Below are 22090 nucleotides of genomic sequence, written 5' to 3'. Positions count from 1 at the left end.
CCGCTCAGCGCGGCGGGTCGCTCGCCCCGACCACCTGGTTGCGCCCGCCCTGCTTGGCGCGGTAGAGCGCGGCATCGGCCGCCTGCAGCAGCGGCGCGGCTTCCGGCGCGCCGGCGAGCTCGAGCATGGCCAGGCCGATCGAGACCGTCACCGCCAGCTCGACCCCACCCCCCACCGGCAGGCGCTGATCGGCGATGCGCTGGCGGATGCGCTCGGCCACCTCGCGAGCGGCAGCGGCCGGTGTGCGCGGCAGCAGCACGACGAACTCCTCACCGCCCCAGCGCGCCACCGTGTCACCGGCGCGCAGCTGGCCCTGGATCATCAGCCCCACCGCGCGCAGCACCGCATCGCCGGCGGCATGGCCGTGGCTGTCGTTGACCGGCTTGAAATGATCGATGTCCAGGAACAGGCAGGCCAGGGCCTGGCTGTGGCGACGCGCCTGGCTGATCTCGATCTGGCAGCGGTGCTCGAAATAGCGCCGGTTGTGCACGCCGGTCAGCACATCGGTCAGGCCGGCCCGCTTGACTCGCTCCTGGTTCAGCGCGCTCTCCAGGCAGACCGAGGCGATCGCCGCCAGGCGCTCCAGGAACTTGGTGCCGGCCCCGCTGTTGTAGCGCGCCGCATCGCTGCTGCCGAACTGCAGGCAGCCGATCACCTGGCCGCGCCGGCTCAGCGGCAAGAGCGCCACCGAGGCGATGCCCGGCGCCGCGCCGAACAGGGCGCCGTGCAGGATGGCGTCATAGGCGCCCAGCCAGGGCCGCTGATCCAGATCCAGCGCATCGAGCGCCTGCAGGGTGGGCGGCAGTTGCAGGCCGGGCAGCGCGCTGTTCTCATGCAGCTCGGCGTCCAGGATGCTGCGGATCTCCAGCTGGGTGTCCAGCAGGGTCAGGCCGACGAACTCGATGCCGAACACCGGCCGGTACTCCAGCAGCAGCAGGCGCAGCAGCTCGCCCAGCGAGCCGGCCGCGATCAGCCGGTGCTCCAGCTGGTCGAAGCGGCGCATCTTGTCCTCGTTGGCGCGGGCCTCGCGCAGCAAGTCTTCCAACTGCTGACGCAGGGCCTGGTTCTCAGCCGCAAGTTCGCTCGGGTGCATGCTCAGCCATCATCCATCGCTCTCGCGCCATCGACGCGGGCGCTGCTGCGATTCTCGCCGCAGGCCGGCATGCCGGCCCCGCAGGAAATCCCGGCCCGGGGGGGTCACAATCACAGCATCATCGTCCCAGCCCCATGACAGCTGTACACCCGCATCACCCCCTGCGCAGGTCGGCGGCGCTGCTCGGCCTGTGCCTGGCGTTGTGCGCCGGCCTCGCCGCCGCCCAGCCGATACGCCATGCGCTGGCCCAGCAGCAGAGCAGCCAGGTCATCACCTACGAGCTCGAGGTCTTGCAGCTGCTGCTCGACAAGACCCGGGCCAGCCACGGCGACTACGGCTTGCAGGCCACCGAGGTCGTGACGCAGAACCGCGCCTTCCTGCAGCTGCAGGCCGGCGAGGTCGATGTGCTGAGCTCGATGAGCTCGACCGAGCGCGAAGCCCAGGGCCTGGCGCTGCGGGTCTGCCTGTATCGCGGCCTGCTGGGCGTGCGCCTGCCGGTGGTGCTGGCCGGCCGCGCGGCCGAGCTCGATGCGCTGGAGCAGCCAGAGCAGCTGCGCGCGCTGCGCCACGGCCAGGTCAGCGACTGGCCCGACAGCCAGATCCTGCTGGCCAATGGCTGGCGGGTCGAGCGCATGCCCAGACTGGCGGCCTTTGCCGAGCTGCTGCGGCGCCAGCGCATCGACACCTTTGCGCTCGGCGCCATCGAGGTCTATCCGATTGCCGACGCCCATCCGGGGCTGGCCGTACTGCAGCGCTGGGCCATCGCCTATCCCTCGGCCTTCTACTTTTTCGTCAGCCCCAAGCGACCCGAGCTGGCCGAGCGGCTGCGCCGGGGCTGGGAGCTGGCGCTGGCCGACGGCAGCTTTGTCGCGCTGTTCGAGCAGCGCATAGCGCCGCAGCTGGCGCGCGCCCGCCTCGACCAGCGGCGCTGGTTGGTGCTGAACAACCCGCTGCTGCCGCCCGACACGCCGCTGGACAAGGCGCCATACTGGCATCCGCTGGTGCGCAGCAAGCTGCTGCCCGCCCTTAACTCAGGAAAGCCCCGACCATGATTCTCGAAGTCGCCGACATCCGCATCCAGCCCGGCCAGCAGGCCGCATTCGAAGAGGCCATCCAGCTGGGCATTGCCAGCGTGATCACACGAGCCCAGGGCTTTGTGCGCGCCCAGGTCCAGCATGGCATCGAGTCGCCCGAGCGCTATCTGCTGCTGATCGAATGGCAGACGCTGGAAGACCACACCGTGCACTTCCGCGGCGGCCCGCTGTTCGCCGAGTGGCGCGCCATCGTCGGCCCCTTCTTCCCCACCCCGCCCCAGGTGGAACACTTCGAGCTGGCAGCGCAGCGCCTGGTCTGAGGCCGGTCCAGAAGCAAGCAGGCCGGACACCCTCGCGGGTGTCCGGCCTGCGCCAAGCGTGTTGGCAGCGTCTTACTTCTTGGCCTTCTTGGCAGCCGGCTTGGCGGCAGCCTTCACGGCCTTGGCGGGCTTCTCAGCGGCCTTGGCGGCCTTGCGGGCAGCAGCCTTCGGATCGACGGCGGCCTTGAAGCCAGCGCCCGGGGTGAACTTGGGCAGCTTGGCGGCAGCGATCTTGATCTTGTCGCCGGTGCTGGGGTTCACGCCGGTGCGGGCTGCGCGGGCGTGCTGCTTGAAGGAGCCAAAGCCGGGGATAGTGACCGCGCCGCCCTTTTTGACGGTGGTCACCACCGCGTCCAGCAGGGTTTCGATGATGCGGCCGGCTTCGGCCTTCGTCAGTTCGTGCTTGCTGGCCAGGTGCTCGATCAGTTCGGTTTTGTTCATTCCAGGATCTCAATTCTGTGTGGCGCCCGACGATCTCGGGCGGGCGCCATTCTCACTCATAAAACGCAGCGATCCCGATGGCGACGCGGGAAAACTCTGATGAGTGCCGCAGGCACCCATCAGAGTTTCGGCCCAAGGTCGCAGACCTTGGGTCAAAACAAAGCGCCCGCCGTGACTGCCCGCACCGCATCCCCCACCCTCAGCAGCCCGCCGCGCAACACGCGCGCTGTCATGCCACCATGGCCGCGCATCGCGTTGTAGCCGCCCGGGCCCAGCAGCTCTTCCATCCGCGAGCAGGGCTCGCAGGGGCCGGTCAGCTCCAGCACCACATCGTCGCCAATGCACAGATGCAGGACCTGATCGCGAAACAGGCTGCGCGCGGCGATCAGGTTCAGACCGGAGATCACGAGGTTGCGGCGCAGCAGCGCGGGGTCAAGGCTTGCCCGCCCGCTCAAGGCCGCGACCACCGGCAGGTGCTCGGCCTGGATCAGGCTGACCTGGCGCTTGCCGCCGCTGCGCTGGGCGCTGCGGTCGCCATCCAGTCCCCGCCCCTCAAGGGTCAGGACTTGTTCGACCGAGCGCATGGCCACGCGGCGCGCGGGCCGCAGCAGGATGGCCTCGATGCGGCCGGGGCGCGGAAACTGCTGGCACAGGGAGCGGAGATCGTCGGGCATCACAAGAAGTCTGAGCCAGAAAACGCAAAGGGTCAGCACTTGCGTGCTGACCCTCATTGTTTGGTGCCCAGAAGAGGACTCGAACCTCCACGGAGTTACCCGCTAGTACCTGAAACTAGTGCGTCTACCAATTCCGCCATCTGGGCTAGTTTCGTCTTCAGCACATTTACCGAACTGCGCGAAGAGGCCGGACTATAGCATGCGAATTTGCAGGCGCGCAAGTCCTGGTCCCAATCTTTTATTCAGGCCGCCGCCGTCATCTTGAAAATCCCTGTCGCATTGCCGGCGTCGAAGCGCAGATCCAGGCCCTGCTGATCGTCCTCGCGTTCGCGCTGGATGAACTCATAGAACGAGCCCGGCACCGCCTGGGTCAAGACCCGACCCTCATGCAGGAACTGGCGCTCCACCTGGGCCGCGCGGAAAGCGGTCTGGCGCACCCGGCCGGAGGCCGAGGTCTCGATGCTGTCCTTGATCGGCCGGCCCATCACGCGCTGGGTGTCGGCCAGCAGCTCGATGTCGGCGACCCGGTCGGTCGCGTGATTGAAGGCATTGCCCTCGGTCGCGATCCAGGCCATCTCGGCCGACTCGGCCAGCAGGGCCTGGTAGTCGGCCAGCGCGAACAGCGGGTGCTGGCGCTCGAAACAGCCCAACAGGCGCGGCAGCAAGGACAGCGCGGCATTCCAGGGCAGGACCTTGTCGCGCGCCAACTGTTCCAGCAGGGCCAGATCGGCGCTGGACAGCGGGTCGCGCGAGGCGCCGATGATGCGACTCACCGCCGCCTGGAAGGCCGGCGAGAACTGCTCGGGATGCAGCTCGGAGACGAAGAACTGCGCGATGTCCTCGGGGAAGTCTTCATGCCGCCAGCTGCGCCCGGTCATCTTCAGGCGTGTCAGCGGATAGGTCTCGGCGTGGGCATAGCCCAGCGGCCGCAGCACCCGCGTGATCGCCGCCTCGCCGGGCGGCAGCGCGCCACTGGGCCAGGCCACGGTGCGCAGCGCGCCATGGTCGAACACGACGCGCTCGCCGGCGCGCTGGCAGTCGGCCACATAGGCGGCGCCGGCGGGCACGCGCGCGAGCAGGTCACGGAACAGCGCCATATTCAGCGCCTGCGCCAGCTCGGCGCGCGACACCGTGTCGCCGACCGGCTTCAGCAGCGCCGGCATCACCTGCAACTGAGCAAACGTCTCTTGCGCCGCAGCCTCGCCCAGCAAGGCGCTCAGCAGGCGGCCCAGCCCGGATTCAGTCATCAATGAAAACTCCCATGCTTTGGAACGGCCGGCAAGGCCCGGCCATATCGAGCGGAGCCCGAGGCTCCGGCTTTGCCGGGCCCAGGGGCGCTGCCCCCGTGAGGGGGCGGCGCGCAGCGCCTCGGGGGTGGGGCAAATATCGAATTTCACGCCCTGAGCCAGCGGCAGCGAGCGCGAGTAATTGACCGTGTTGGTCGTGCGGCGCATATAGGCCTTCCAGGCATCGGAGCCGGACTCGCGGCCACCGCCGGTTTCCTTCTCGCCGCCAAAGGCGCCGCCGATCTCGGCGCCCGAGGTGCCGATATTGACGTTGGCGATGCCGCAGTCCGAACCGGCCGCGCTCATAAAGGTTTCGGCCTCGCGGATGTCGTTGGTGAAGATGGCCGAGGACAGGCCTTGCGGCACCTCGTTCTGCAGCGCGATCGCTTCATCGAGCGTCTTGTACTTCAGCGTATAGAGGATGGGCGCGAAGGTCTCGTGCCTGACGATGGCAGTCTGCGCCGGCATGCGCACCAGGGCCGGCGCGGCATACCAGGCCTCGGGATACTGGGCAGCCAGCGCGCGGTCGCCGCCGCTGACTTCGCCGCCCTGCTCGCGTGCAGCGGCCAGCGCGGCCTGCATCGCGTCGAAGGCTTGCTTGTCGATCAGCGGGCCGATCAGATTACCGGCCTCGACGGGCGAGCCTATCTTCAGCTGCGCGCGGGCGCGGTCCAGACGGGCCACCAGCTCGTCGTGGATGGACTCGTGGGCGATGACGCGGCGCGTCGTCGTGCAGCGCTGGCCGGCCGTGCCGTAGGCACCGAACAGGATGCCGCGCACGGCCAGGTCCAGGTCGGCGCTGGGCGTCACGATGATGGCGTTATTGCCGCCCAGCTCCAGCAGGCAGCGACCGAAGCGCGCCGCGACGCGCGGGCCGACCGCGCGGCCCATGCGGGTCGAGCCGGTGGCGGACACCAGCGCGACGCGGGCATCGTCGACCATGGCCTCGCCGACGGCAGCGCCGCCGTTGAGCACTTGCGACAGGTAGGCCGGCGCAGCTTCGTAACGGGCGACCGCCTTCTCGAACAGCGCCTGCGTGGCCAGGGCCGTCAGCGGGGTCTTCTCGCTGGGCTTCCAGACGCAGCTGTCGCCGCAGACCAGGGCCAGGGCCGAGTTCCAGGCCCAGACCGCGACGGGGAAGTTGAAGGCCGAGATGATGCCGACCACGCCCAGAGGCAGGTACTGCTCCATCATGCGGTGGCCGGGGCGCTCGCTGGCGATGGTCAGGCCATGCAGCTGGCGCGACAGGCCGACCGCGAAGTCGCAGATATCGATCATCTCCTGCACCTCGCCCTCGCCTTCGCTGGTGACCTTGCCGGCCTCCAGCGAGACCAGGCGGGCCAGCGCGGCCTTGTGGGCACGCAGCTCCTCGCCGAACAGGCGCACCAGCTCGCCGCGCTTGGGCGCGGGCACCGTGCGCCATTCGAGGAAGGCGGCGTGAGCCCGGCCGACGGCGGCCGTCATCTCGGCGGCGCTGGCCTCGTGCACGGCGCCCAGCACCGCGCCATCGATCGGCGAGCGCACGTTCAGGGTGCCGCCGGTGTAGGCGGCAGCGGGAACGCCCAGGGCGCTCAGCAGGTCTTGCGTTTGATTCGTCATGGTCTGGATTCTCACTTAACCGATGGACTCGACCTGGCGCGACTGCTGATAGGCCCGGCCAAAACGATTGGCCAGGAAGGCCGGCAGCTCGACCTCTTCCTGGCGGATGAAGCCCTTGGCCGGCAGCTTGCCTTCGCGGAACAGATCGACCGCCGCGCAGATGCCAGCGGCCGTGGTGATCTGGATCGCTGACAGCGGTGCCTTCGCATCACGCTCGGCGAAGATCTTGCGGGCAAAGACCTCCTGCATCAGCACACCGTTCTTCATCCCTGAGACGGTGACGAAGACCAGCACCACGTCCTGCATCGTGGCCGGCATGCTCTTGCGCATGATGTCCTTGAGCTTGTCCTGGTCACTGGCCAGGGCCAGGTCTTCGAGCAGGAACTTCATCAGGTCGCGGTGGCCGGGGTAGCGCACGGTCTTGTAGTCCAGGTTGCGCACCTTGCCGGCCCAGGTTTCGCACAGCGTGCCCAGACCGCCCGAAGTGTTGAAGGCCTCGTACTCGGTGCCGTCAAGCGAGAAGTGCTCCAGCCCTTCCAGCGGCAGGGCCGAGATGAACTCGCCGCCATGGATGGCTTCGCAGGGGTGGCAGTACTCGTTGATCAGGCCGTCGACCGACCAGGTCAGGTTGTACTTCAGGGCATTGGTCGGGAAGGCCGGCAGCGCGCCGACCCGCATCTGCACATCGCGCACCTCGTCGAAACCGGTGGCCAGGTGGTGGGCGACGATGCCGATGAAGCCGGGCGCCAGGCCGCATTGCGGCATGAAGGCGGTCTTGGCGTTGCGGGCCAGGTCCTTGATGGCCTTGGTCGCGGCCACATCCTCGGTCAGGTCGAAATAGTGGCAGCCGCATTCCAGCGCCAGCGTGGCGGCCGTGATGGCCAGGTGGTAGGGCAAGGCATTGACGACCGTGTCCTTGCCGCGCAGCTGGGCCGCCAGCGCCGCCTGGTTCTCGGTGTCGACCTCGGCGGTGGTGATGCCCTCGGCGGCGAGCGCGGCCAGGTACTTGGCATTCTTGTCGATCACGGTGACCTGGTAGTCGCCGGTGGCGTGCAGCAGGCGGGCGATGGTCTGGCCGATATGGCCGGCACCGAGCAGGGCGACTTTCATGGGGATCTCCTTCATCGATCAATCAACAGATGGCCGCAGTCTAGGAATGAGCCCGGACGAAAGAAAGCATGAGTTCGACGAAATAAATGCAGATAATGACGATTCGTCAGCACCATCATTCACATCGTCGAATTCAAGGGTTATCCATGACTAGCGCCGCACGCGACCCCATCGACCGCCAGCTGATCACCCTGCTGCAGGCCAATGCCCGCGAGAGCACGGCCAATCTGGCACGCAAACTGGGCGTGGCCCGCACCACCGTGGTGGCGCGGCTGGCCCGGCTGGAGCAGGACGGCACCATCGTCGGCTACACGGCCAAGCTGGGCAGCGAGGCGGCGGACCGGGGCGTGCAGGCCTTTGTCGGCATCACGGTGCAGCCGCGCGCCGGGCGCGAGGTGGTCAAGAAGCTCGGTGGCTTCCCCGAGCTGCGCCAGCTCGCTTCGGTCAGCGGCGAGTTCGACTACATGGCCCTGCTGCGCGCGGAGTCGACGATGCGGCTGGACGCGCTGCTCGACGAGATCGGCGAGATCGAGGGCGTGATCAAGACCACCAGCTCGGTGGTGCTGGCGCTGCGCGTGGATCGCAGCGCCTGAGCCCGCAAGGTGCGGGCACGGTGCTTGCTAGATGCCACTCTCTCTTGATCGGAGTGCCCGATGAACAAGCAACCACTCTCCACCGCCCGCGCCCAGAACATCGTCACCGCGCTGAAGGCCTTGCTGCTGGTGGCGGCCGTCTGGGGCCTGCTCTACCCGGCCCTGCTGTGGAGCCTGGAGCGGCTGCTTCAGCATCAAGGCTGATCGCCCGGGGCACAATGGCGCGCCGCCTGAGCGGTGCCGCCATGGGGTGTCTTGCATGACTGTTCTGAGACTCGGACTTGTTCTGTTTCTCGGCGTGCACTCGCTGCGCATCGTCGCCGAGCCCTGGCGCCAGGCCCAGATCGCACGCCTGGGCGAGAAGCCCTGGAAGCTGGTCTATACCGCCGTCTCGCTGCTGGGCTTCGGCCTGATCCTGTGGGGCTATGCGCAGGCGCGGCTGACGCCCACCGTGCTGTGGGCCACGCCGCGCGGCATGAACCATCTGGCCGCCCTGCTGACCCTGGTCGCCTTCATCTTGCTGGCGGCCGGCAACGGGCCGCGCAACCACATCCGTACCAAGCTGCGCCACCCGATGGTGCTGTCGGTCAAGCTCTGGGCCTTGGCTCATCTGCTGGCCAACAACACCCTGGCCGATCTGCTGCTGTTCGGCAGCTTCCTGCTCTGGGCCGTGCTGTGTTTTCGCGCCGCACGACAACGCGACCGGGCCGGCGCGCCGGCACCGGCGGCCGGAACGACGGCAGGCACGGTGGGCACCGTGATCGTCGGCATCCTCGCCTGGGCCGCCTTCGCCTTCTGGATCCATGGCGCCTGGCTGGGCGTGCGGCCTTTCGCGCGAGCCGTGGGGGCTTGATCAGCGGTCGCTCAGGGCTTCAGGGCCGCCCGGCCCAGATCGGGCTGGTCGGTGAAGAAGCCGTCCATGCCCAGGGCCAGAAAGGCCTTGAGCTGGCCCGCCATATCGCCCAGGGCCTGACCCTCGCGCCGGAACTCGGTCGGCAGAAAGCTGTTCTCGGCCCGGAAGGTCCAGCCATGAACCAGCAGGCCGCGCGCGTGGGCCTCGGCGATCAGCCGGGTCGGCGGTCCCAGCTGACCGCCGGCCAGCGGGATCATCAGGTTCGTGTGCGCACCGATGCCGTCGGCATAGGTCTTGATGAAGTCCAGGCCGGCCGGCAGGGCCAGGTCTTGATAAGCGCGCAGATCACCGGCCAGGCTCAGGTCATAGGGCCGGCCGGCGGCGCTGAGCAGCTGCACCAGGCGGATGGTGGTCTTGCCGCGCAGGTACTGCAGGTTTGACACTTCGAAGGACTGGATGAAGACCGGCGCCTCGCGCGTGTTGCCGTAAGCGGCATGCAGCGCTTGCAACAGCCTGTCCTCCAGGCGCGGCAGGCCGGCCGCCTCGGTGAAGGCCTTGAAATAGCTGGGGTGCTTGGTCTCGGGATAAAGGCCGACGCCATGGGTCTTGGCCAGTGCGATGACTTCCTGCAGGGTCGGGATCGGGTATTTGTTGTCGTGCGCCTTGTTGGCCAGGCGCTGATCGCGCAGCCGCTCCTGGGCGCGGATATCGGCCCGGATCTCGGCGGCTGTGAAGTCCTCGGCGAACCAGCCACCCATGGGCCGGCCGTCAACCTGCTTGACGGTGAGCCGGTCCGCATACTTCTCCAGCTCCCAGACATTGCTGCTGGTGTCGGTACGGTGCAGCACAGGCCGGCCATCGGCGCCGCGCTTGATGCGGCCATCGGCCTCCAGCTCGACCCGGGCCAGCAAGGGCTCATGACGGGCCAGCAGCACACCGTCCTTGCTCATGACCAGATCGGGCTCGATGTAGTCGGCGCCCTGGGCGATCGCCAGCTCGTAGGCGGCCAGCGTGTGCTCCGGCAGATAGCCGGAGGCGCCGCGATGGGCGATCAGCAGCGGCGACTTGGCGGGCAAACCCGTCTGGGCCAGGGTGGGCGAGGTCGACAGCACGATCGCCAGGGTGGCAAGCAGCGTTTTCATCCGGACTCCTTGTTGACAGCCCGCAGCATGCCTCAAAGCCGCAGCGCCACGCGCACCCAGCCCCCCTCTTGCTTGCCCATCCTCCGATAGCCCAGCCCATGGCGCTCGCACAGGCGCTGGACGATGGACAGGCCCAGACCCAAGCCGGCGCTGGCCTGCCGCTCGCCCGAGCCGCCGCTGGCAAGACCCGGCCCTTCGTTCTCGACCCACAGCTCGCCATCGGCCCAGCGCAGGCGCACCAGGGCGCCCGGCGCATGCTGGGCCGCATTGGCCAGCAGATTGTTCAGTATCACCGCCAGCACCTCGGGCTGGCCGATCAGCTCGAGCGCCGGGTCTATGTCCAGCTCGAAGGGCGGCGCCGGCTCTGCACGCGCCAAGGCCGCCGAGCGCTGCAGCTCCAGCGCCTGCAACACCAGGGCCAGCAAACGGTAGCGGCGCGGCGGCGGCAGTTGCTCAAGCTCTCGCGCCAGCGCCAGCAGGCTCTGCACCGTCTGCGTCATGCTGCGGCAGGCCTCGCGAATGCGCGCCAGCGGCGCCTCGGCATGCGCCGGCAGGTCGCCGCGCGCCTGCAGCAGCTCAGCCGAGTTGGCGATCACGGCCAGCGGCGTACGCAGCTCATGGCTGGCATCACGGCCGAACTGCTGCTCGCGCTCAGAGAATGCCTTGTTGCGCTGCCAGGCCGCCTTCAGCGTGGCGGCCAGCCGGCCCAGCTCGTTGCGCGGGAAGCTCTGCAGCGCTATCGGCGGTTCGGTGCCGGGCGGCGCCTCGCGAAGGGCCTGATCCAGCCGCGCCAGCGGCCGCACCGCCTGGCGCGCCAGCCACCAGCCCAGGCTCAGCGACAGCAGCAGCAACACGCCGCACATCAGCCCCAGATTCCACAGAATGGCCGCGCGCTGCGGCCGCACTTCCAACTGCCGGCTGACCTCGGCCACCAGCCATTGCTGCGGCTGCTCCAGCCGCAGCAGGTGGTAATGCCGCCCCTGCTCGCCGGCCAGCTCGCGCCGCGACGGGTGGGCCGCATGGGCGGCCGCCAGATCGGGCGGGAAGCTGCTCGCATCGGCATGCAGGCTGATGAAGCGGCGCAGCGGTGCCGGTGCGGCCTGGCCGGCCTGCGCCGCCTGCTGCTGGTGCTCGCCCTCCTCGGCCAGCATGCGTTCGAAGAAGGTGTCTTCCAGCGAGTACATCATCGCCATCGCCAGCAGCACGAAGAGCGTGCAGATGAAGAGGGTCAGGCCGCCGAAGGCCAGCATGATGCGCTGCTGCAGCGACCAGGCGGCCCTCATGCCGGAAGCTCCAGCCGGTAGCCCTGGCCGGGCAGGGTGCTGAGCAGCGGTGGCCGGTCGGGAAAGGGCTTGTCCAGCGCCTGGCGCAGCTGGTAGATGTGGGAGCGCAGTGCATCGGAGTCGGGCGGCTCGTCGCCCCAAAGTCTGCGCGTCAGCGCCTCGCGGCTCACAAGGGCCGGATGCGCCTCGGCCAGGGCCAGCAGGATCTGCCAGCCCAGCGGCTGCAGCGGCAAGACCTGACCCTGGCGACAGGCCTCGCGGCGGCGCCGGTCCAGGCTCAGCTCGCCCAGCACCAGCCGATGGGGGCGCTGCAGACGCGGCCGGGCCGCCAGCGCCAGGCAGCGCGCCGCCAGCTCGGCCAGCTCGAAGGGCTTGCTCAGATAGTCGTCGGCGCCCTGGGCAAAGCCAGCCAGCTTGTCCTGCAGCTGGTCGCGCGCGGTCAGCATCAGCACCGGCACATGGCGCTCGCTCTCGGCCCTCAGCCGTGCGCAGACCTGCAGCCCGTCCAGGCGCGGCAGGTTCAGGTCCAGCAGCAGCAGGTCATAGTCCTGCTCCAGCGCCATGCCCAGACCCAGCGCGCCATCACCGGCACAGTCGACACGGTGGCCCTGCAGGCCCAGGTACTCGGCCAGCGTGTCGGCCAGCGCCGCATGGTCCTCGATCAAGAGGATGTTCAGGCGCGGTCGCGACGGCATCTCGGTCATCGGGGCTCAGCTTTCCAGTTCGGCCAGCAATTGTCGGGCACGCGCATGGTCGGGCTGCTGCTGCAGCGCGCGCTTGAGCAGCGCGATCGCCTCGGGCTTGTGGCCGAGCTTGGCATGGACGCTGGCCAGCGCCGCCGTCATGCCGGCGTGCGCGGGGGCCAGCCGATGGGCCTGGGCCAGCATGGCCAGCGCGATCTTCAGGCGCTCGGGCGCGGCCTCGCCCTCGCTGAGCAGCAGGCCGTAAGTGCCCAGCAGCAGCGGGTCGTGGCGGCCGGCCTCGGCGGCGGCGGCAGCGCCGGCCAGATGGCGCTCGATCAGGGCCATCGTGGCCTCCTCGATGCTGGGCGTGCGCGCCACCGGCGTGCGGCCCAGGGCCCGCAGCAGGGCCTCGACCAGCGGCGGGGTCGACAGCGGGTTCTGGCCGGTGATCAGGCGCTCGTCGCTGACCACCAGCGGCAGCATCAGGCCGCGCGATTCGTAGCGCGCGCCCTGGGCTTGCAAGGCATCCTCCAGCAGAAAGGGCAGCTGGCCCAGGGTCTTGCCCGAGAAGCGGCGCTCCTCGGCATTGCTGAAGCCGGTCACGCGCCGCCCGGCCAGCAGCGGCCGGCCATCGGTGCTCTTCAGGTCCAGCAGGGCCGCCGGGCCGTGGCAGACCGCCGCCAGCACGCCGCCGCGTTGCCAGACCCCGCTCAGCAGCTGCTGCAGCGGCGCATCGCCGCGCAGATCGAACATCGGCCCCTTGCCGCCCAGCACCAGCACGGCCGCATAGTCGGCCGGCTGGAGCCCGGCCGTCGGCAGCGTGGCCTGCAGCCGCGCCATCAGCGCGGCATCGGCCTGGACCTGGCGCGCCGTGCTCTCGCCGGCGGGCCGGCCCACGGGCGCGCCGCCCTTGGGGCTGGCGATGTCGAAGCTCACGCCATTGGCCTGCAGCAGCTGGGCGGCCAGCGCGAATTCGTGGAAGTCATAGCCCAGCTTGCCGCCGTCCTCGGCCTGGCCATGGCTGCTGAGCACCAGCAGCACGCGCGGCTCGGCCGGATTGGCGTTGGCCATGCTGAAAAGGCCGAGGGTCGCGGCAGCGGCCAGCAGCAGACGGCGGGAAGTCTTGATCAGGGTCATGAGCGGCTCCGGTGGTGATGACAAGGACTGGCGCTCAGCCTAGAGGGCCCGGTGTGAAGCCGTCGTGAACCTTGATGGCCTTCAGCGTGCCGGGCATCTCCCTAGAATGGCGCGCGCCACTCGCCCCCCAGACCTCACCCCACCCGCCAGCGATCACCGCCGCGCATGCACATACTCCTGATCGAAGACGACCTCTCCCTGGGTTCCGCCCTGCTGGGCGCCCTGCAGCTGGAAGCCTTCAGCGTCCAGTGGCTGCGGCGTGCCGGGGATGCCCCGCGCTGCCTGGACGACGCGAGCTGCAGCGCCGTGATCCTGGACCTTGGCCTGCCCGACGGCAGCGGGCTGGACCTGCTGCGGCGCTGGCGCACCCAGGACGTGCTGACTCCGATCCTGCTGATCACCGCCCAGGGCAGCCTGGATGCCCGCCTGACCGGGCTCGACGCCGGCGCGGATGACTACCTGGTCAAGCCCTTCGAAACACCCGAGCTGCTCGCCCGCCTGCGCGCGGTGCTGCGGCGGCAGGCGGCCCAGGCAGGCGACACCTGGCGCTTCGGCGCGCTGAGCCTGCTGCCGCGGCAATCACTGGCCCAGCTGGAGGGCCACACGCTCGATCTCACGCCGCGCGAGTTCCAGCTCCTGCTGGCGCTGGCCGAAGGCCGCGGCGAGGTGGTCGGCAAGCGGACGCTGGCCCAGCGGCTGGAGCCGCTGGGTGAGGCGCTGGACACCACCGCGCTGCAGATGCACCTGAGCAATCTGCGGCGCAAGATCGGCGCGCAGCGCATCGGCACGCTGCGCGGCGTCGGCTACTGGCTGGAGTCGCTGTGAGGCGCAGCCTGGCCACACGCCTGGTCGGCACCCTGCTGCTGGCCTTCGCCCTGATCTCGCTGCTGATCCTGTTCCAGAACTTCTGGAGCCTGCGGCAGCAGCAGAGCGGGCAATCGCAGGCGGCCCAGCTGGGCGGCCTGCTGGCGCAGACCCTGGCCGAGCTCGACGACGAGACCTCGGCGCGCAAGGCCCTGCAGGGTTTCATGGGCGAGTACGCGCGCCTGCGTGGCGAGATGAACGCCGCAGTGGGCCCGGTCTCGGTGCAGCTGCTGCGCGCCGACGGCCAAGCGGTGTTCCACAGCGGCCCGCAGCAGGCCGATCCCGCCTGGCCCGCCGGGCTGAGCCGCCAGGTGCAGGACGGACGCGCGCTGATGGTCTACATCGCCACCGGCCCGCGCTGGACCTTGCAAGTGCTGGAGCCGCTGCCCGGCGATGCGCTGCTATTGCGCTGGCTGCTGGAGCAGATCGGGCCCAGCCTGCTGATGGCCCTGCCCCTGCTGGCGCTGCCGATCTGGCTGGCCGTGCGCAGCGGCCTGCGCCCGCTGCGCGACTTCACCGCCCGCGTCGGCGCGCTGGACACGCGGCGCGACCTGCAGGCACTGGATCTCGACCTGCGCTATGCCGAGCTGCAGCCGCTGGCGCGGGTCATGGACGAGCTGCTCGCCCGGCTGCGCGAGCGGCTGGCCCATGAGCGCGCCTTCGTCCACGACGCCGCCCATGAGCTGCGCACGCCGCTGGCCGCGCTGGGCGCGCAGGCCCATCTGCTGCTGCACAGCCCCGACGAGCCCGGCCGCCGTGCCGCCGCCCAGGCCTTGCAGCAGGATTTGCAGCGCACCGCCCATCTCTCGCAGCAGCTGCTGGACCTGGCAGCGCTGGACCCGGCGCAGGGCGACGCGGCCGCCGAGTCGCTCGAGCTGACCGAGCTGTGCGGCCTGGTGCTGCGGCAGGCCTACCCGCAGGCCAGGCAGCGCGGGGTCCAGCTCTCGCTGGAGGGGCCGGATCAGCTCCGCTGGCAGGGCGACCGCCGGGCGCTGCATTCCCTGCTGCAGAATCTGGTGGACAACGCGCTGCGCTACGGCGCCCGCGCGGTGGAGCTGCAGCTGCACGACGCCCCCACGGGCCCATTGCTGGCCGTGCGCGACGACGGCCCCGGCATCGCAGCCGAGCACCAGGCGCTGATGTTCGAGCGCTTCTGGCGCGGCTCGCAGTGCGAGGAGCCAGGCACCGGCCTGGGCCTGGCCATCGTCCGGCAGGCGGCCGAGCGCCTGGGCGCCGGGCTGCGCTGCGGCCCCGGCCTGCAGGGGCGGGGCATCGGCTTCGAGCTGAGCCTGCCGCAGCGCCGGCTTTAGCGCTTCTTTAGGGTCGGGCTCCAAGAATGCGAGGCATCGCAACCACGACCTGCCGCCACTTATGCGCTTCATCGCCCCGGGCCGCCGCGCCCTGCTGCTGCTCTCGCTGACCCTCTCGCTGCCCATGCTCGGCGGCTGTGGCGGCGGCGAGGACTTCGAAGAAATTCGCCACCCCGAGCTGCGCCAGGAAAGCAAGCGCCTGGGCGAGACGGCGCGCGCCAGCCTGGCCAGCGGCCTGGTGGGCGTGCTCTACGGCAGCCAACACGAGGCCCTGCAGAAGCTCTACCTCGGCACGGCCGGGCTGGATCGCCAGGGCGGAGCAGCACTGCAAGAGGGCGCCGTCTTCCAGATTGGCTCGCTGGCCAAGTCCATGACGGCGGCACTGGCGGCCGAACAGGTGCGGCAGGGCAAGCTGCGCTGGGACAGCCGCCCGGCGGACTGGCTGCCAGAGCTGGCGGGCCGGCAGCGCCCGGCCTACGCCACGCTCACCCTGGCCCATCTGCTGGACCATCGCGGCGGCCTGCCTGCGCTGCAGGATCCGGCCGAGCTCGGCCATCTGGCTGCCTTCCTGGCCGCGCAGCCCGAGGCGCTGCCCGACACCGATCGCGGCCGCCGCCGTCTGATGAGCCGCTGGCTGCTGGAGACCGAGCCGGCCAGCCCGCCGGGCCAGCAGGTCAGCTACTCCAACGCGGGCTATGTCATCGCTGGCGCCATGCTGGAGGCGGCGACGGGCCAGGACTTCGAGGTCCTGCTGCGCAACTGGGCACAGGGCCTGGGCCTCGAACTCAGGCAGGCCTCGGCGGTCCATGGGCATCAGGGCGCGAGCCCGGCCGCGCTGGCACCCTACCAGCCCCTGCCGCCGCCCTGGCAGGCCTGGGTTGACGGCGCGATGAAGCCTGCGGGCAATGTCTGGCTCGACGCGGCCGGCTATGGCCGATGGCTGGCAGAACATCAACGAGCACTGCAGGGCGACCGCCATGGCCTGGCCCCGGACTATGTGCAGCGGCTACGCGAGCTGCCCGAGGGCGGCTATGCACTGGGCTGGTCCGCCGGCCTGGTCCAGGGCCGGCGCGCCCTGGTCCACACCGGCGCCTACGCCGGCTTCATGGGCATGGCCTGGCTGCAACAGGATGGCAAGAAGAGCTTCTTCGCGCTCAGCAATACCGAGGGCGGCTGGGTGCTGGAGGCGCTGGGCCAGGGCCTGATGCAGCTGGCGCTGCGCTGACACCCGTCAGTACAGGCCGCGCGTCCTTGCCATCAGCCGCGTCAGCCCCAGCATCGCATCGGTATGCGGCGTGGCCAGCTCCAGGCGCTGCGCGATCTCGCGCCCCGAAGCCACCAGGGCATCGAGCTCCAGCGGCCGGCCGGCCTCGACGTCCTGCAGCATCGAGGTCTTGAAGGCGCCCAGCTTGAGTGTCACTTGATGGCGCTCTTCGGGCGTCTGCTCGACGCCGCAGCCGATGCGCCCACCGATCTCGGCCGCCTCGCGCATCACATTCGTGACGAAACCGCGCACCAGCTCGTCGTCGAGGATGCGGTCGCAGGTCGCGCCGGTCAGCGCCGAGATCGGGTTCATGGTCATATTGCCCCAGAGCTTGAACCAGATGTCGCGCTGGATGCGCTCGGAGACCGTGGCGTTGAAGCCGGCACGACCCAGCAATGCGGCCAGCTGCTCGATGTGGGCAGGCCGGCCGCCTGCGGGCGCGCCGAGGATCAGGCCCATGCCCATCACATGGCGCACCAGGCCGGGCTCGGGTGTCGTGCAGCTGGCATGGACCACGCTGCCGATCACGCGCTCGGCCGGGATCAGACCGGCCACCAGGCCGCCGGGGTCGACCGACTCCAGCCGCAGACCCTCGAGCTCGCCGCCCAGTCCATCGAAGAACCACCAGGGGACGCCATTCATCGCCACCAGCACGCGCGCCTGATCGTTCATGTCCAGCAAGGCCTTGACGGCCGGGGCCACCGCCGCCAGCGCCGGGCCCTTGACGGCCAGCACGATCAGGTCCTGCGGGCCCAGCTCCTCGGGCCGCTCGCCGGCCGCTACGGGCACCAGCCAGCGCTCGCCGCCGGACTCGACACGCAGCCCCTGCTGCGCGCGCAAGGCCGCCAGCGTGGCGCCGCGCGCCAATGCGCTTAGCCTGACTTCGGCGCCCAGCCGGTGGCCCAGATGGCCGGCAAACCAGCCGCCGATGGCGCCGGCGCCCACAATGCACACTCTCATCGTCATTCCCGTTGCTGTGTCGAGCGCCCCTGGCCGGGGCGCAGGCGGCGAGTCTCGCACACCGCTGTAGGCGTCGACTGACAGGCGGCAGCGGCCGGCGCCGCTGGTCGCGGCGGGGCAAGAGACCTATGCTGCCCAGCAATGAGAACCTTGAGCTGCGAGCGCTGTGGCCAGCGCGTCTTCTTCGAGAACCTGGCCTGCGATGCCTGTGGCGCGGCGCTGGGTTTTGTGCCGGCCGAGCTGGGTTTCGGTGCCTTCGAGATCGGCAGCGACGGCGTCTGGCAGCGCCTCGCCGAGGGTGCCACCGCTCAGCGCCCTTGCAGCAACTACCGGCTCGAAGGCGTCTGCAACTGGATGCTGCCCGCCGACTCGGACCAGGCCCTGTGCCTGAGCTGCCGCTGCACCCATGTGATCCCCGCTTTGGGCAGGCCCGAGAACCGCGACCATTGGGCGCGCATCGAGCGCGCCAAGCGCCGGCTGTTCTACAGCCTCATCGCACTGAGCCTGCCGGCGCCCAGCAAGGACGACGACGCCGAGCACGGCTTGTCCTTCCACTTCCTCGAGCAGGTCACGCCGCAGCAGCGGGTGCTGAGCGGCCATGACAACGGGGTGATCACGCTCAATATCGCCGAGGCCGACGACGCCCGCCGCGAGCAGATGCGCGCCCATCTGCACGAACCCTACCGCACCCTGCTGGGCCACTTCCGCCACGAGATCGGCCACTACTACTGGGACCGCCTGGTCAGCGGCTCCGGCTGGCTGGCGAAATTCCGCACGCTGTTTGGCGACGAGCGCGCCGACTATGGCCAGGCATTGCAGCAGCACTACAGCGGGCCGCCGGCCGACTGGCGCTCCAGCTTCATCAGCCGCTATGCCAGCGCCCACCCCTGGGAGGACTGGGCCGAATGCTGGGCTCATTACATGCACATCCAGGACGGGCTGGAGAGCGCCGCCGCCTGGGGCCTGCGGCTGGAGCAGGCGCTGCCCGGCGGCGCGCCGGTGATCGCGCAGCCGCTGGCGCGCGAGGCCGAGCTGGCGCCGGCGCTGATCGAGCAATGGCTGCCGATCTCGCAGTTCATCAACGCGATGGACCGCAGCCTGGGCTCGCATGACAGCTATCCTTTCGCCATGCCGACGCCGGTGATCGAAAAGCTGGACTTCATCCACCGGCTGCTGGCTGCGGTCGGGCGTGGCGAGCTGGCCATGAACTTCTCGCAAACCATCGAATCGGAGCCCTGATATGGAAACCTCGTTTCATCGCTTCTCGGATCTGTTCGCCCAGCTGGGCCTGCCCTCGGACGAAGCCGGCATCCGCCGCTTCATCGGCAGCCATCGGCCGCTGCCGGCCGATATGAGGCTGGCGGACGCGCCGTTCTGGAGCCCGGCGCAGGCGGCGCTGCTGCGCGAGCAGGTGCGCCAGGACGCCGACTGGGCCGAGGTCATCGACCAGCTCAACGCTGCGCTGCACTGAGCGCCTTCTATCTATCGCTCGAGCCGGCCCGCATCCGGCGGCTGCCGGGCCTCCAGCTCGGCAAGCAGGGCTAGCGCGTGCTGCGACGAGGCTTGCCGTGCATCGCCCAGCGCCTGCCGAATCGCCAGCGACTTCAGGAAGCAATCCCGGGCCGGCCCGAAGCGCCGCTGTTCGGCGAGGCTGCGGCCCCAGTGGTGAAGCACATAGTGCTCCAGCTTGGTCCAGCTATGCAGACGGGCCAGCGCCAGCGCCTCGGCGAACAACGCATCCGCCTCGGCTCGCTCGCCACAGTACTGGCAGGCCGTGGCCAGCGCATGGAGCAGCCAGGCGGACGGCTCATGAGCGGGGTGCCGGCGCGCGGCGGGCAGGAACTCGCCGAGCAGTGCGCGAGCCGCCTGCTCCTGCCGGTCGGTCGTCAGCAGGCTGCCGAGATCGCCGGCAGGGTCGATCGCGCTCAGTACATCAGCCTCTGCCCGCGCTTGCGCCAGTCGCAACTCGGCGCCCGCGATGTCCTGGCGCAGCAACTCCGCATCGGGCGCGGTGAAGCGCAGGAAGAAGGTCTCGTCGGTGGCAGTCGGGTTGCTGCGGGATGAGTCAGTGTTCATTCTGCGGCAGGCCATCGGCGATGTCGTAGTAGTCGCCCTTCTCGGCAACGAAGATATGTCGCTCGAGCTGCAGCCCGGTGGCGCCGTCGAAAGCGCCCAGCGCGATCGAGGTCCAGTCACGTGCCAGCGGCTCCCAAAACAGCCATGAGCCGCAGCGGGAGCAGAAGCCACGCCGCACCTTGGCCGAGGACTGATACCAGCTCAGGTGTTCGGCGCCGGAGATCGTGACGGCCGCCTTGCTGACATTGGCCGATGCGAAGTAGTGGCCCGACTGCTTGCGGCACTGCTGGCAGTGGCAAGCGGTGGGTGCTTCGGCGGGCTCGCTCAACTCGAAGCGAACGAGTCCGCACTGACAGGAACCTTTGAGCATCAGGCGCCCTCCTGAGGCGCGATATCGAAGTGCAGCACCTCTTCTCGCACACCGAGCTTGGTGTAGAGCGCAATCGCGGGATCATCGCCATGGTCGGCCTGGACAAAGATGACATAGATGCCGTGTTCGCGGGCCCATGTCTTCAACGCCTCGATCATCGCCGTCGCCACGCCCTGCCGTCGGTGCGCTTCAGCGACGGCGAGATCGTAGATGTACAGCTCCGACCGGGCCTGTTCAAACTTGGGCAGCACATAGGCGGCCAACCCACCCACGACGCTGGAGCCGGACAGCGCGGCGATGGCGACAAAGTTCCGGCCCGACAGCAAACCCGCCAGATAGCCGTCGTCGGGCTGCAGTGCCGTGTAGGTGGCTGTCTCGTCGAAGGCCTGCCCGAACAGGGCAAGCATCGCACGCATCGATGCGATGTCAGCACCGCCGAGCACCTGGATATGGACGGAGTCGCTCATCGTTCCCCTGCGGGCTGGAAAGGTTCAGATTCCGAAGTTGCGACGGCAATATAAAACGAATCGGAGCTCAGACCGTAAGGAACCGGTGGCAAGGCAGAAAGCAACGCTTTTCTTGGCCCAGCTCAAGACAGGAATGCCGAGCCCGGCGCTCAATCGGTACATCACTCACGCCTCGCGAAGCCACCATGCACGCACTCAAAGACCTGTTCACCACCGACGTCGGCCTGATGAGCCTGGGCGGCCTCGTTTTCATGCTGGGCATGGCGGTGTTCTTCGTTCGCTACTTCCTGCGCCATATCCGCGAGGATGCGGCGCGCGCCGAGCGCGACCAAGCAAGGTAGCGCAAGCTGGCGCAGAATCGCCCCTCTGCGTCTTCAGCCACCTTGCGCCGTCCATGCCCGATCTCTCCGCCTTCCCCATCACCCACCGCTGGCCCGCCCAACACCCCGAGCGCCTGCAGCTCTACTCGCTGCCCACGCCCAACGGCGTCAAGGTCTCCATCCTGCTAGAGGAGCTGGGCCTGCCCTACGAGGCTCATCTGGTCAGCTTCGACAGCAACGATCAGCTCACGCCCGAGTTCCTGTCGCTGAACCCGAACAACAAGATCCCGGCCATCCTCGACCCGCAGGGCCCGGGCGGCGCGCCGCTGGCCCTGTTCGAGTCGGGTGCGATCCTGATCTATCTGGCCGAGAAGACGGGTCAGTTCTTGCCGCAAGACCCGGCCCTGCGCTACGAGACCATCCAGTGGCTGATGTTCCAGATGGGCGGCGTCGGCCCGATGTTCGGCCAGCTGGGCTTCTTCCACAAGTTCGCCGGCAAGGACTATGAGGACAAGCGCCCGCGCGAGCGCTATGTGGCCGAGTCCAAGCGCCTGCTTGGCGTGCTGGAACAGCGCCTGACCGGCCGCGACTGGATCATGGGCAGCGAGTACACGATCGCCGACATCGCGATCCTTCCCTGGGTCAACAACCTGGTCGGCTTCTACGGCGCCGGCGAGTTGGTCGGCTTCGCCGAGTTCCCGCAGCTGCAGCGGGTCTTGCAGGCCTTTCTGGCGCGGCCGGCGGTGACGCGCGGCTTGTCGATACCGGCACGCAACTAAGAATCGGGCAAGCGAGTCGGGTTAAGGTAGCGCCCCATGAAAACTGCACTCTGGATCTTCATCGCATTCCTGGCCGCCGTCTGGAGCGGCTGTGCCTGGCTCAGCATCGAGCTGCTGCAATGGCTGGCCGCGCGCCTGAGCGCCGGCGACGCCGGCGAGCTGGAGCGCGCCATCGCCCAATGGCCGCTGCCCGCCTGGCTGGAGTATTGGATAGACCCGGCCTGGGCCGAGATGCTGCGCAGCGGTCTGACGGGTCTGATGGCCGCGATCACCCATGCTGCGCCCTGGCTGGGCACGGCCATGGGCTGGCTGCTGCCGCTGGCTTGGGTGATCTGGGGCGGCGGTCTGCTGGCCTTGCTGGCACTGGGCGCCTTGCTGAACCTGCTGCTGAATCAGGCCCGGCCGACGCCGGCGCGCTGATCGCGCGGCCAG

26 protein-coding genes and 1 tRNA gene are annotated in these 22090 nt (G+C 69.3%); 13 read left to right on the top strand and 14 right to left on the bottom strand.

The window, feature by feature from the left end:
* Nucleotides 1-4: 4 nt before the first annotated feature.
* Complete coding sequence (locus PO768_RS08200) at nt 5-1093, bottom strand: GGDEF domain-containing protein (RefSeq protein WP_272645667.1); 1089 nt, start codon at nt 1091-1093, stop codon at nt 5-7.
* Between the two features lie 134 nt (nt 1094-1227).
* Here PO768_RS08200 and PO768_RS08195 point away from each other — a divergent pair, with 134 nt between their 5' ends.
* Nucleotides 1228-2145: a hypothetical protein gene (locus PO768_RS08195; RefSeq protein WP_272645666.1), complete on the top strand. Its 918-nt coding sequence runs from the start codon at nt 1228-1230 to the stop codon at nt 2143-2145.
* Complete coding sequence (locus PO768_RS08190) at nt 2142-2447, top strand: antibiotic biosynthesis monooxygenase family protein (RefSeq protein ID WP_272645665.1); 306 nt, start codon at nt 2142-2144, stop codon at nt 2445-2447. The genes PO768_RS08195 and PO768_RS08190 overlap by 4 nt, the downstream gene beginning before the upstream one ends.
* Before the next feature lie 72 nt (nt 2448-2519).
* On the opposite strand, the gene PO768_RS08185 is transcribed toward PO768_RS08190, so the two are convergent.
* The 5 genes from PO768_RS08185 to PO768_RS08165 form a co-directional block, all read right to left on the bottom strand.
* Nucleotides 2520-2888, bottom strand: coding sequence for an HU family DNA-binding protein (locus PO768_RS08185; protein WP_137944183.1), 369 nt, complete (start codon nt 2886-2888; stop codon nt 2520-2522).
* Between the two features lie 152 nt (nt 2889-3040).
* Nucleotides 3041-3562 carry an MOSC domain-containing protein gene (locus PO768_RS08180; protein WP_272645664.1) on the bottom strand — a complete coding sequence of 174 codons (522 nt, stop codon included), beginning with the start codon at nt 3560-3562 and terminating at the stop codon, nt 3041-3043.
* Nucleotides 3563-3623: 61 nt separating this feature from the next.
* A tRNA-Leu gene (locus PO768_RS08175) sits at nt 3624-3708 on the bottom strand.
* A 96-nt stretch (nt 3709-3804) separates the two neighbouring features.
* Nucleotides 3805-6447, bottom strand: coding sequence for an L-piperidine-6-carboxylate dehydrogenase (amaB, locus tag PO768_RS08170; RefSeq protein WP_272645663.1), 2643 nt, complete (start codon nt 6445-6447; stop codon nt 3805-3807).
* Between the two features lie 15 nt (nt 6448-6462).
* Entirely contained in the window at nt 6463-7557 is a 1095-nt protein-coding gene (locus tag PO768_RS08165; protein WP_272645662.1) for a saccharopine dehydrogenase family protein, read from the bottom strand.
* Between the two features lie 146 nt (nt 7558-7703).
* Here PO768_RS08165 and PO768_RS08160 point away from each other — a divergent pair, with 146 nt between their 5' ends.
* The 3 genes from PO768_RS08160 to PO768_RS08150 are packed head-to-tail and all read left to right on the top strand — an operon-like array spanning nt 7704 to nt 9003.
* Nucleotides 7704-8150: an Lrp/AsnC family transcriptional regulator gene (locus PO768_RS08160; protein ID WP_272645661.1), complete on the top strand. Its 447-nt coding sequence runs from the start codon at nt 7704-7706 to the stop codon at nt 8148-8150.
* Between the two features lie 60 nt (nt 8151-8210).
* A complete protein-coding gene (locus tag PO768_RS08155; protein WP_269839119.1) occupies nt 8211-8354 on the top strand; it encodes a hypothetical protein in 144 nt (47 codons plus the stop codon).
* Nucleotides 8355-8409: 55 nt separating this feature from the next.
* Nucleotides 8410-9003 (top strand): NnrU family protein, encoded by a 594-nt coding sequence (locus PO768_RS08150; RefSeq protein WP_272645660.1) that lies wholly within the window; start codon nt 8410-8412, stop codon nt 9001-9003.
* Nucleotides 9004-9014: 11 nt separating this feature from the next.
* Here the strand turns inward: PO768_RS08150 and PO768_RS08145 are convergent, their stop codons facing one another.
* From PO768_RS08145 to PO768_RS08130, 4 genes are read right to left on the bottom strand one after another with little or no spacing between them, the layout of a single operon-like run.
* A complete protein-coding gene (locus tag PO768_RS08145; RefSeq protein WP_272645659.1) occupies nt 9015-10145 on the bottom strand; it encodes a glycerophosphodiester phosphodiesterase family protein in 1131 nt (376 codons plus the stop codon).
* A 32-nt stretch (nt 10146-10177) separates the two neighbouring features.
* Nucleotides 10178-11428, bottom strand: coding sequence for a sensor histidine kinase (locus tag PO768_RS08140; RefSeq protein WP_272645658.1), 1251 nt, complete (start codon nt 11426-11428; stop codon nt 10178-10180).
* On the bottom strand, nt 11425-12132 hold the full coding sequence (locus tag PO768_RS08135) for a response regulator transcription factor (protein WP_272645657.1): 708 nt from the start codon (nt 12130-12132) through the stop codon (nt 11425-11427). The genes PO768_RS08140 and PO768_RS08135 overlap by 4 nt, the downstream gene beginning before the upstream one ends.
* 6 nt (nt 12133-12138) lie before the next feature.
* The gene (locus tag PO768_RS08130) at nt 12139-13248 is read right to left on the bottom strand and encodes a type 1 glutamine amidotransferase domain-containing protein (protein WP_272645656.1); all 1110 of its coding nucleotides are present in this window, start codon (nt 13246-13248) and stop codon (nt 12139-12141) included.
* Nucleotides 13249-13413: 165 nt separating this feature from the next.
* Here PO768_RS08130 and PO768_RS08125 point away from each other — a divergent pair, with 165 nt between their 5' ends.
* From PO768_RS08125 to PO768_RS08115, 3 genes are all read left to right on the top strand, one after another.
* Nucleotides 13414-14073: a response regulator gene (locus tag PO768_RS08125; RefSeq protein WP_272645655.1), complete on the top strand. Its 660-nt coding sequence runs from the start codon at nt 13414-13416 to the stop codon at nt 14071-14073.
* Nucleotides 14070-15422 carry a sensor histidine kinase gene (locus tag PO768_RS08120; RefSeq protein WP_272645654.1) on the top strand — a complete coding sequence of 451 codons (1353 nt, stop codon included), beginning with the start codon at nt 14070-14072 and terminating at the stop codon, nt 15420-15422. The genes PO768_RS08125 and PO768_RS08120 overlap by 4 nt, the downstream gene beginning before the upstream one ends.
* Nucleotides 15423-15483: 61 nt before the next feature.
* Nucleotides 15484-16647 (top strand): serine hydrolase domain-containing protein, encoded by a 1164-nt coding sequence (locus PO768_RS08115; RefSeq protein WP_272645653.1) that lies wholly within the window; start codon nt 15484-15486, stop codon nt 16645-16647.
* Between the two features lie 6 nt (nt 16648-16653).
* Here PO768_RS08115 and PO768_RS08110 read toward each other — a convergent pair whose 3' ends face one another.
* Nucleotides 16654-17646, bottom strand: a complete 993-nt coding sequence (locus PO768_RS08110) for a 2-dehydropantoate 2-reductase (RefSeq protein ID WP_272645652.1) — start codon at nt 17644-17646, stop codon at nt 16654-16656.
* Between the two features lie 141 nt (nt 17647-17787).
* Between PO768_RS08110 and PO768_RS08105 the strand changes: the two genes are divergently transcribed.
* Together PO768_RS08105 and PO768_RS08100 are read left to right on the top strand one after the other, a co-directional pair.
* The gene (locus PO768_RS08105; protein ID WP_272645651.1) at nt 17788-18885 is read left to right on the top strand and encodes a zinc-binding metallopeptidase family protein; all 1098 of its coding nucleotides are present in this window, start codon (nt 17788-17790) and stop codon (nt 18883-18885) included.
* A gap of 1 nt (nt 18886) precedes the next feature.
* Nucleotides 18887-19117, top strand: coding sequence for a DUF2789 domain-containing protein (locus tag PO768_RS08100; RefSeq protein WP_272645650.1), 231 nt, complete (start codon nt 18887-18889; stop codon nt 19115-19117).
* 11 nt (nt 19118-19128) lie between these two features.
* Here the strand turns inward: PO768_RS08100 and PO768_RS08095 are convergent, their stop codons facing one another.
* Genes PO768_RS08095 through PO768_RS08085 form a run of 3 tightly spaced genes read right to left on the bottom strand, consistent with a single transcriptional unit; the run spans nt 19129 to nt 20559 of the window.
* On the bottom strand, nt 19129-19722 hold the full coding sequence (locus PO768_RS08095; RefSeq protein WP_272645649.1) for a hypothetical protein: 594 nt from the start codon (nt 19720-19722) through the stop codon (nt 19129-19131).
* Complete coding sequence (locus tag PO768_RS08090) at nt 19712-20092, bottom strand: GFA family protein (protein WP_272645648.1); 381 nt, start codon at nt 20090-20092, stop codon at nt 19712-19714. Before PO768_RS08090 ends, PO768_RS08095 begins: the two co-directional genes overlap by 11 nt.
* Complete coding sequence (locus PO768_RS08085) at nt 20092-20559, bottom strand: AAC(3)-I family aminoglycoside N-acetyltransferase (RefSeq protein WP_272645647.1); 468 nt, start codon at nt 20557-20559, stop codon at nt 20092-20094. The genes PO768_RS08090 and PO768_RS08085 overlap by 1 nt, the downstream gene beginning before the upstream one ends.
* A 185-nt stretch (nt 20560-20744) precedes the next feature.
* On the opposite strand from PO768_RS08085, the gene PO768_RS08080 reads away from it, so the two are divergent.
* Genes PO768_RS08080 through PO768_RS08070 form a run of 3 tightly spaced genes read left to right on the top strand, consistent with a single transcriptional unit; the run spans nt 20745 to nt 22078 of the window.
* Nucleotides 20745-20900 (top strand): DUF3149 domain-containing protein, encoded by a 156-nt coding sequence (locus PO768_RS08080; RefSeq protein WP_272645646.1) that lies wholly within the window; start codon nt 20745-20747, stop codon nt 20898-20900.
* Between the two features lie 53 nt (nt 20901-20953).
* Nucleotides 20954-21658: a glutathione S-transferase N-terminal domain-containing protein gene (locus tag PO768_RS08075; protein ID WP_272645645.1), complete on the top strand. Its 705-nt coding sequence runs from the start codon at nt 20954-20956 to the stop codon at nt 21656-21658.
* 36 nt (nt 21659-21694) lie between these two features.
* Nucleotides 21695-22078 (top strand): hypothetical protein, encoded by a 384-nt coding sequence (locus PO768_RS08070; protein WP_272645644.1) that lies wholly within the window; start codon nt 21695-21697, stop codon nt 22076-22078.
* Nucleotides 22079-22090: the final 12 nt, after the last annotated feature.

Origin of the sequence: Paucibacter sp. XJ19-41 (assembly GCF_028462495.1) — a bacterium.
Lineage (GTDB): Bacteria > Pseudomonadota > Gammaproteobacteria > Burkholderiales > Burkholderiaceae_C > Roseateles_E.
Note: the sequence above shows the minus strand (reverse complement) of the source record. Positions and strands in the feature narration are given on the sequence as shown.

Coding starts and splice junctions, on each gene's coding strand:
- PO768_RS08095 (WP_272645649.1), bottom strand. CDS start 19,722: ATGAACACTGACTCATCCCGCAGCAACCCGACTGCCACCGACGAGACC.
- PO768_RS08185 (WP_137944183.1), bottom strand. CDS start 2,888: ATGAACAAAACCGAACTGATCGAGCACCTGGCCAGCAAGCACGAACTG.
- PO768_RS08200 (WP_272645667.1), bottom strand. CDS start 1,093: ATGCACCCGAGCGAACTTGCGGCTGAGAACCAGGCCCTGCGTCAGCAG.
- PO768_RS08145 (WP_272645659.1), bottom strand. CDS start 10,145: ATGAAAACGCTGCTTGCCACCCTGGCGATCGTGCTGTCGACCTCGCCC.
- PO768_RS08155 (WP_269839119.1), top strand. CDS start 8,211: ATGAACAAGCAACCACTCTCCACCGCCCGCGCCCAGAACATCGTCACC.
- PO768_RS08085 (WP_272645647.1), bottom strand. CDS start 20,559: ATGAGCGACTCCGTCCATATCCAGGTGCTCGGCGGTGCTGACATCGCA.
- PO768_RS08150 (WP_272645660.1), top strand. CDS start 8,410: ATGACTGTTCTGAGACTCGGACTTGTTCTGTTTCTCGGCGTGCACTCG.
- PO768_RS08075 (WP_272645645.1), top strand. CDS start 20,954: ATGCCCGATCTCTCCGCCTTCCCCATCACCCACCGCTGGCCCGCCCAA.
- PO768_RS08115 (WP_272645653.1), top strand. CDS start 15,484: ATGCGCTTCATCGCCCCGGGCCGCCGCGCCCTGCTGCTGCTCTCGCTG.
- PO768_RS08160 (WP_272645661.1), top strand. CDS start 7,704: ATGACTAGCGCCGCACGCGACCCCATCGACCGCCAGCTGATCACCCTG.
- PO768_RS08140 (WP_272645658.1), bottom strand. CDS start 11,428: ATGAGGGCCGCCTGGTCGCTGCAGCAGCGCATCATGCTGGCCTTCGGC.
- PO768_RS08080 (WP_272645646.1), top strand. CDS start 20,745: ATGCACGCACTCAAAGACCTGTTCACCACCGACGTCGGCCTGATGAGC.
- PO768_RS08070 (WP_272645644.1), top strand. CDS start 21,695: ATGAAAACTGCACTCTGGATCTTCATCGCATTCCTGGCCGCCGTCTGG.
- PO768_RS08195 (WP_272645666.1), top strand. CDS start 1,228: ATGACAGCTGTACACCCGCATCACCCCCTGCGCAGGTCGGCGGCGCTG.
- PO768_RS08125 (WP_272645655.1), top strand. CDS start 13,414: ATGCACATACTCCTGATCGAAGACGACCTCTCCCTGGGTTCCGCCCTG.
- PO768_RS08090 (WP_272645648.1), bottom strand. CDS start 20,092: ATGCTCAAAGGTTCCTGTCAGTGCGGACTCGTTCGCTTCGAGTTGAGC.
- PO768_RS08100 (WP_272645650.1), top strand. CDS start 18,887: ATGGAAACCTCGTTTCATCGCTTCTCGGATCTGTTCGCCCAGCTGGGC.
- PO768_RS08130 (WP_272645656.1), bottom strand. CDS start 13,248: ATGACCCTGATCAAGACTTCCCGCCGTCTGCTGCTGGCCGCTGCCGCG.
- PO768_RS08135 (WP_272645657.1), bottom strand. CDS start 12,132: ATGACCGAGATGCCGTCGCGACCGCGCCTGAACATCCTCTTGATCGAG.
- amaB (WP_272645663.1), bottom strand. CDS start 6,447: ATGACGAATCAAACGCAAGACCTGCTGAGCGCCCTGGGCGTTCCCGCT.
- PO768_RS08190 (WP_272645665.1), top strand. CDS start 2,142: ATGATTCTCGAAGTCGCCGACATCCGCATCCAGCCCGGCCAGCAGGCC.
- PO768_RS08180 (WP_272645664.1), bottom strand. CDS start 3,562: ATGCCCGACGATCTCCGCTCCCTGTGCCAGCAGTTTCCGCGCCCCGGC.
- PO768_RS08165 (WP_272645662.1), bottom strand. CDS start 7,557: ATGAAAGTCGCCCTGCTCGGTGCCGGCCATATCGGCCAGACCATCGCC.
- PO768_RS08105 (WP_272645651.1), top strand. CDS start 17,788: ATGAGAACCTTGAGCTGCGAGCGCTGTGGCCAGCGCGTCTTCTTCGAG.
- PO768_RS08110 (WP_272645652.1), bottom strand. CDS start 17,646: ATGAGAGTGTGCATTGTGGGCGCCGGCGCCATCGGCGGCTGGTTTGCC.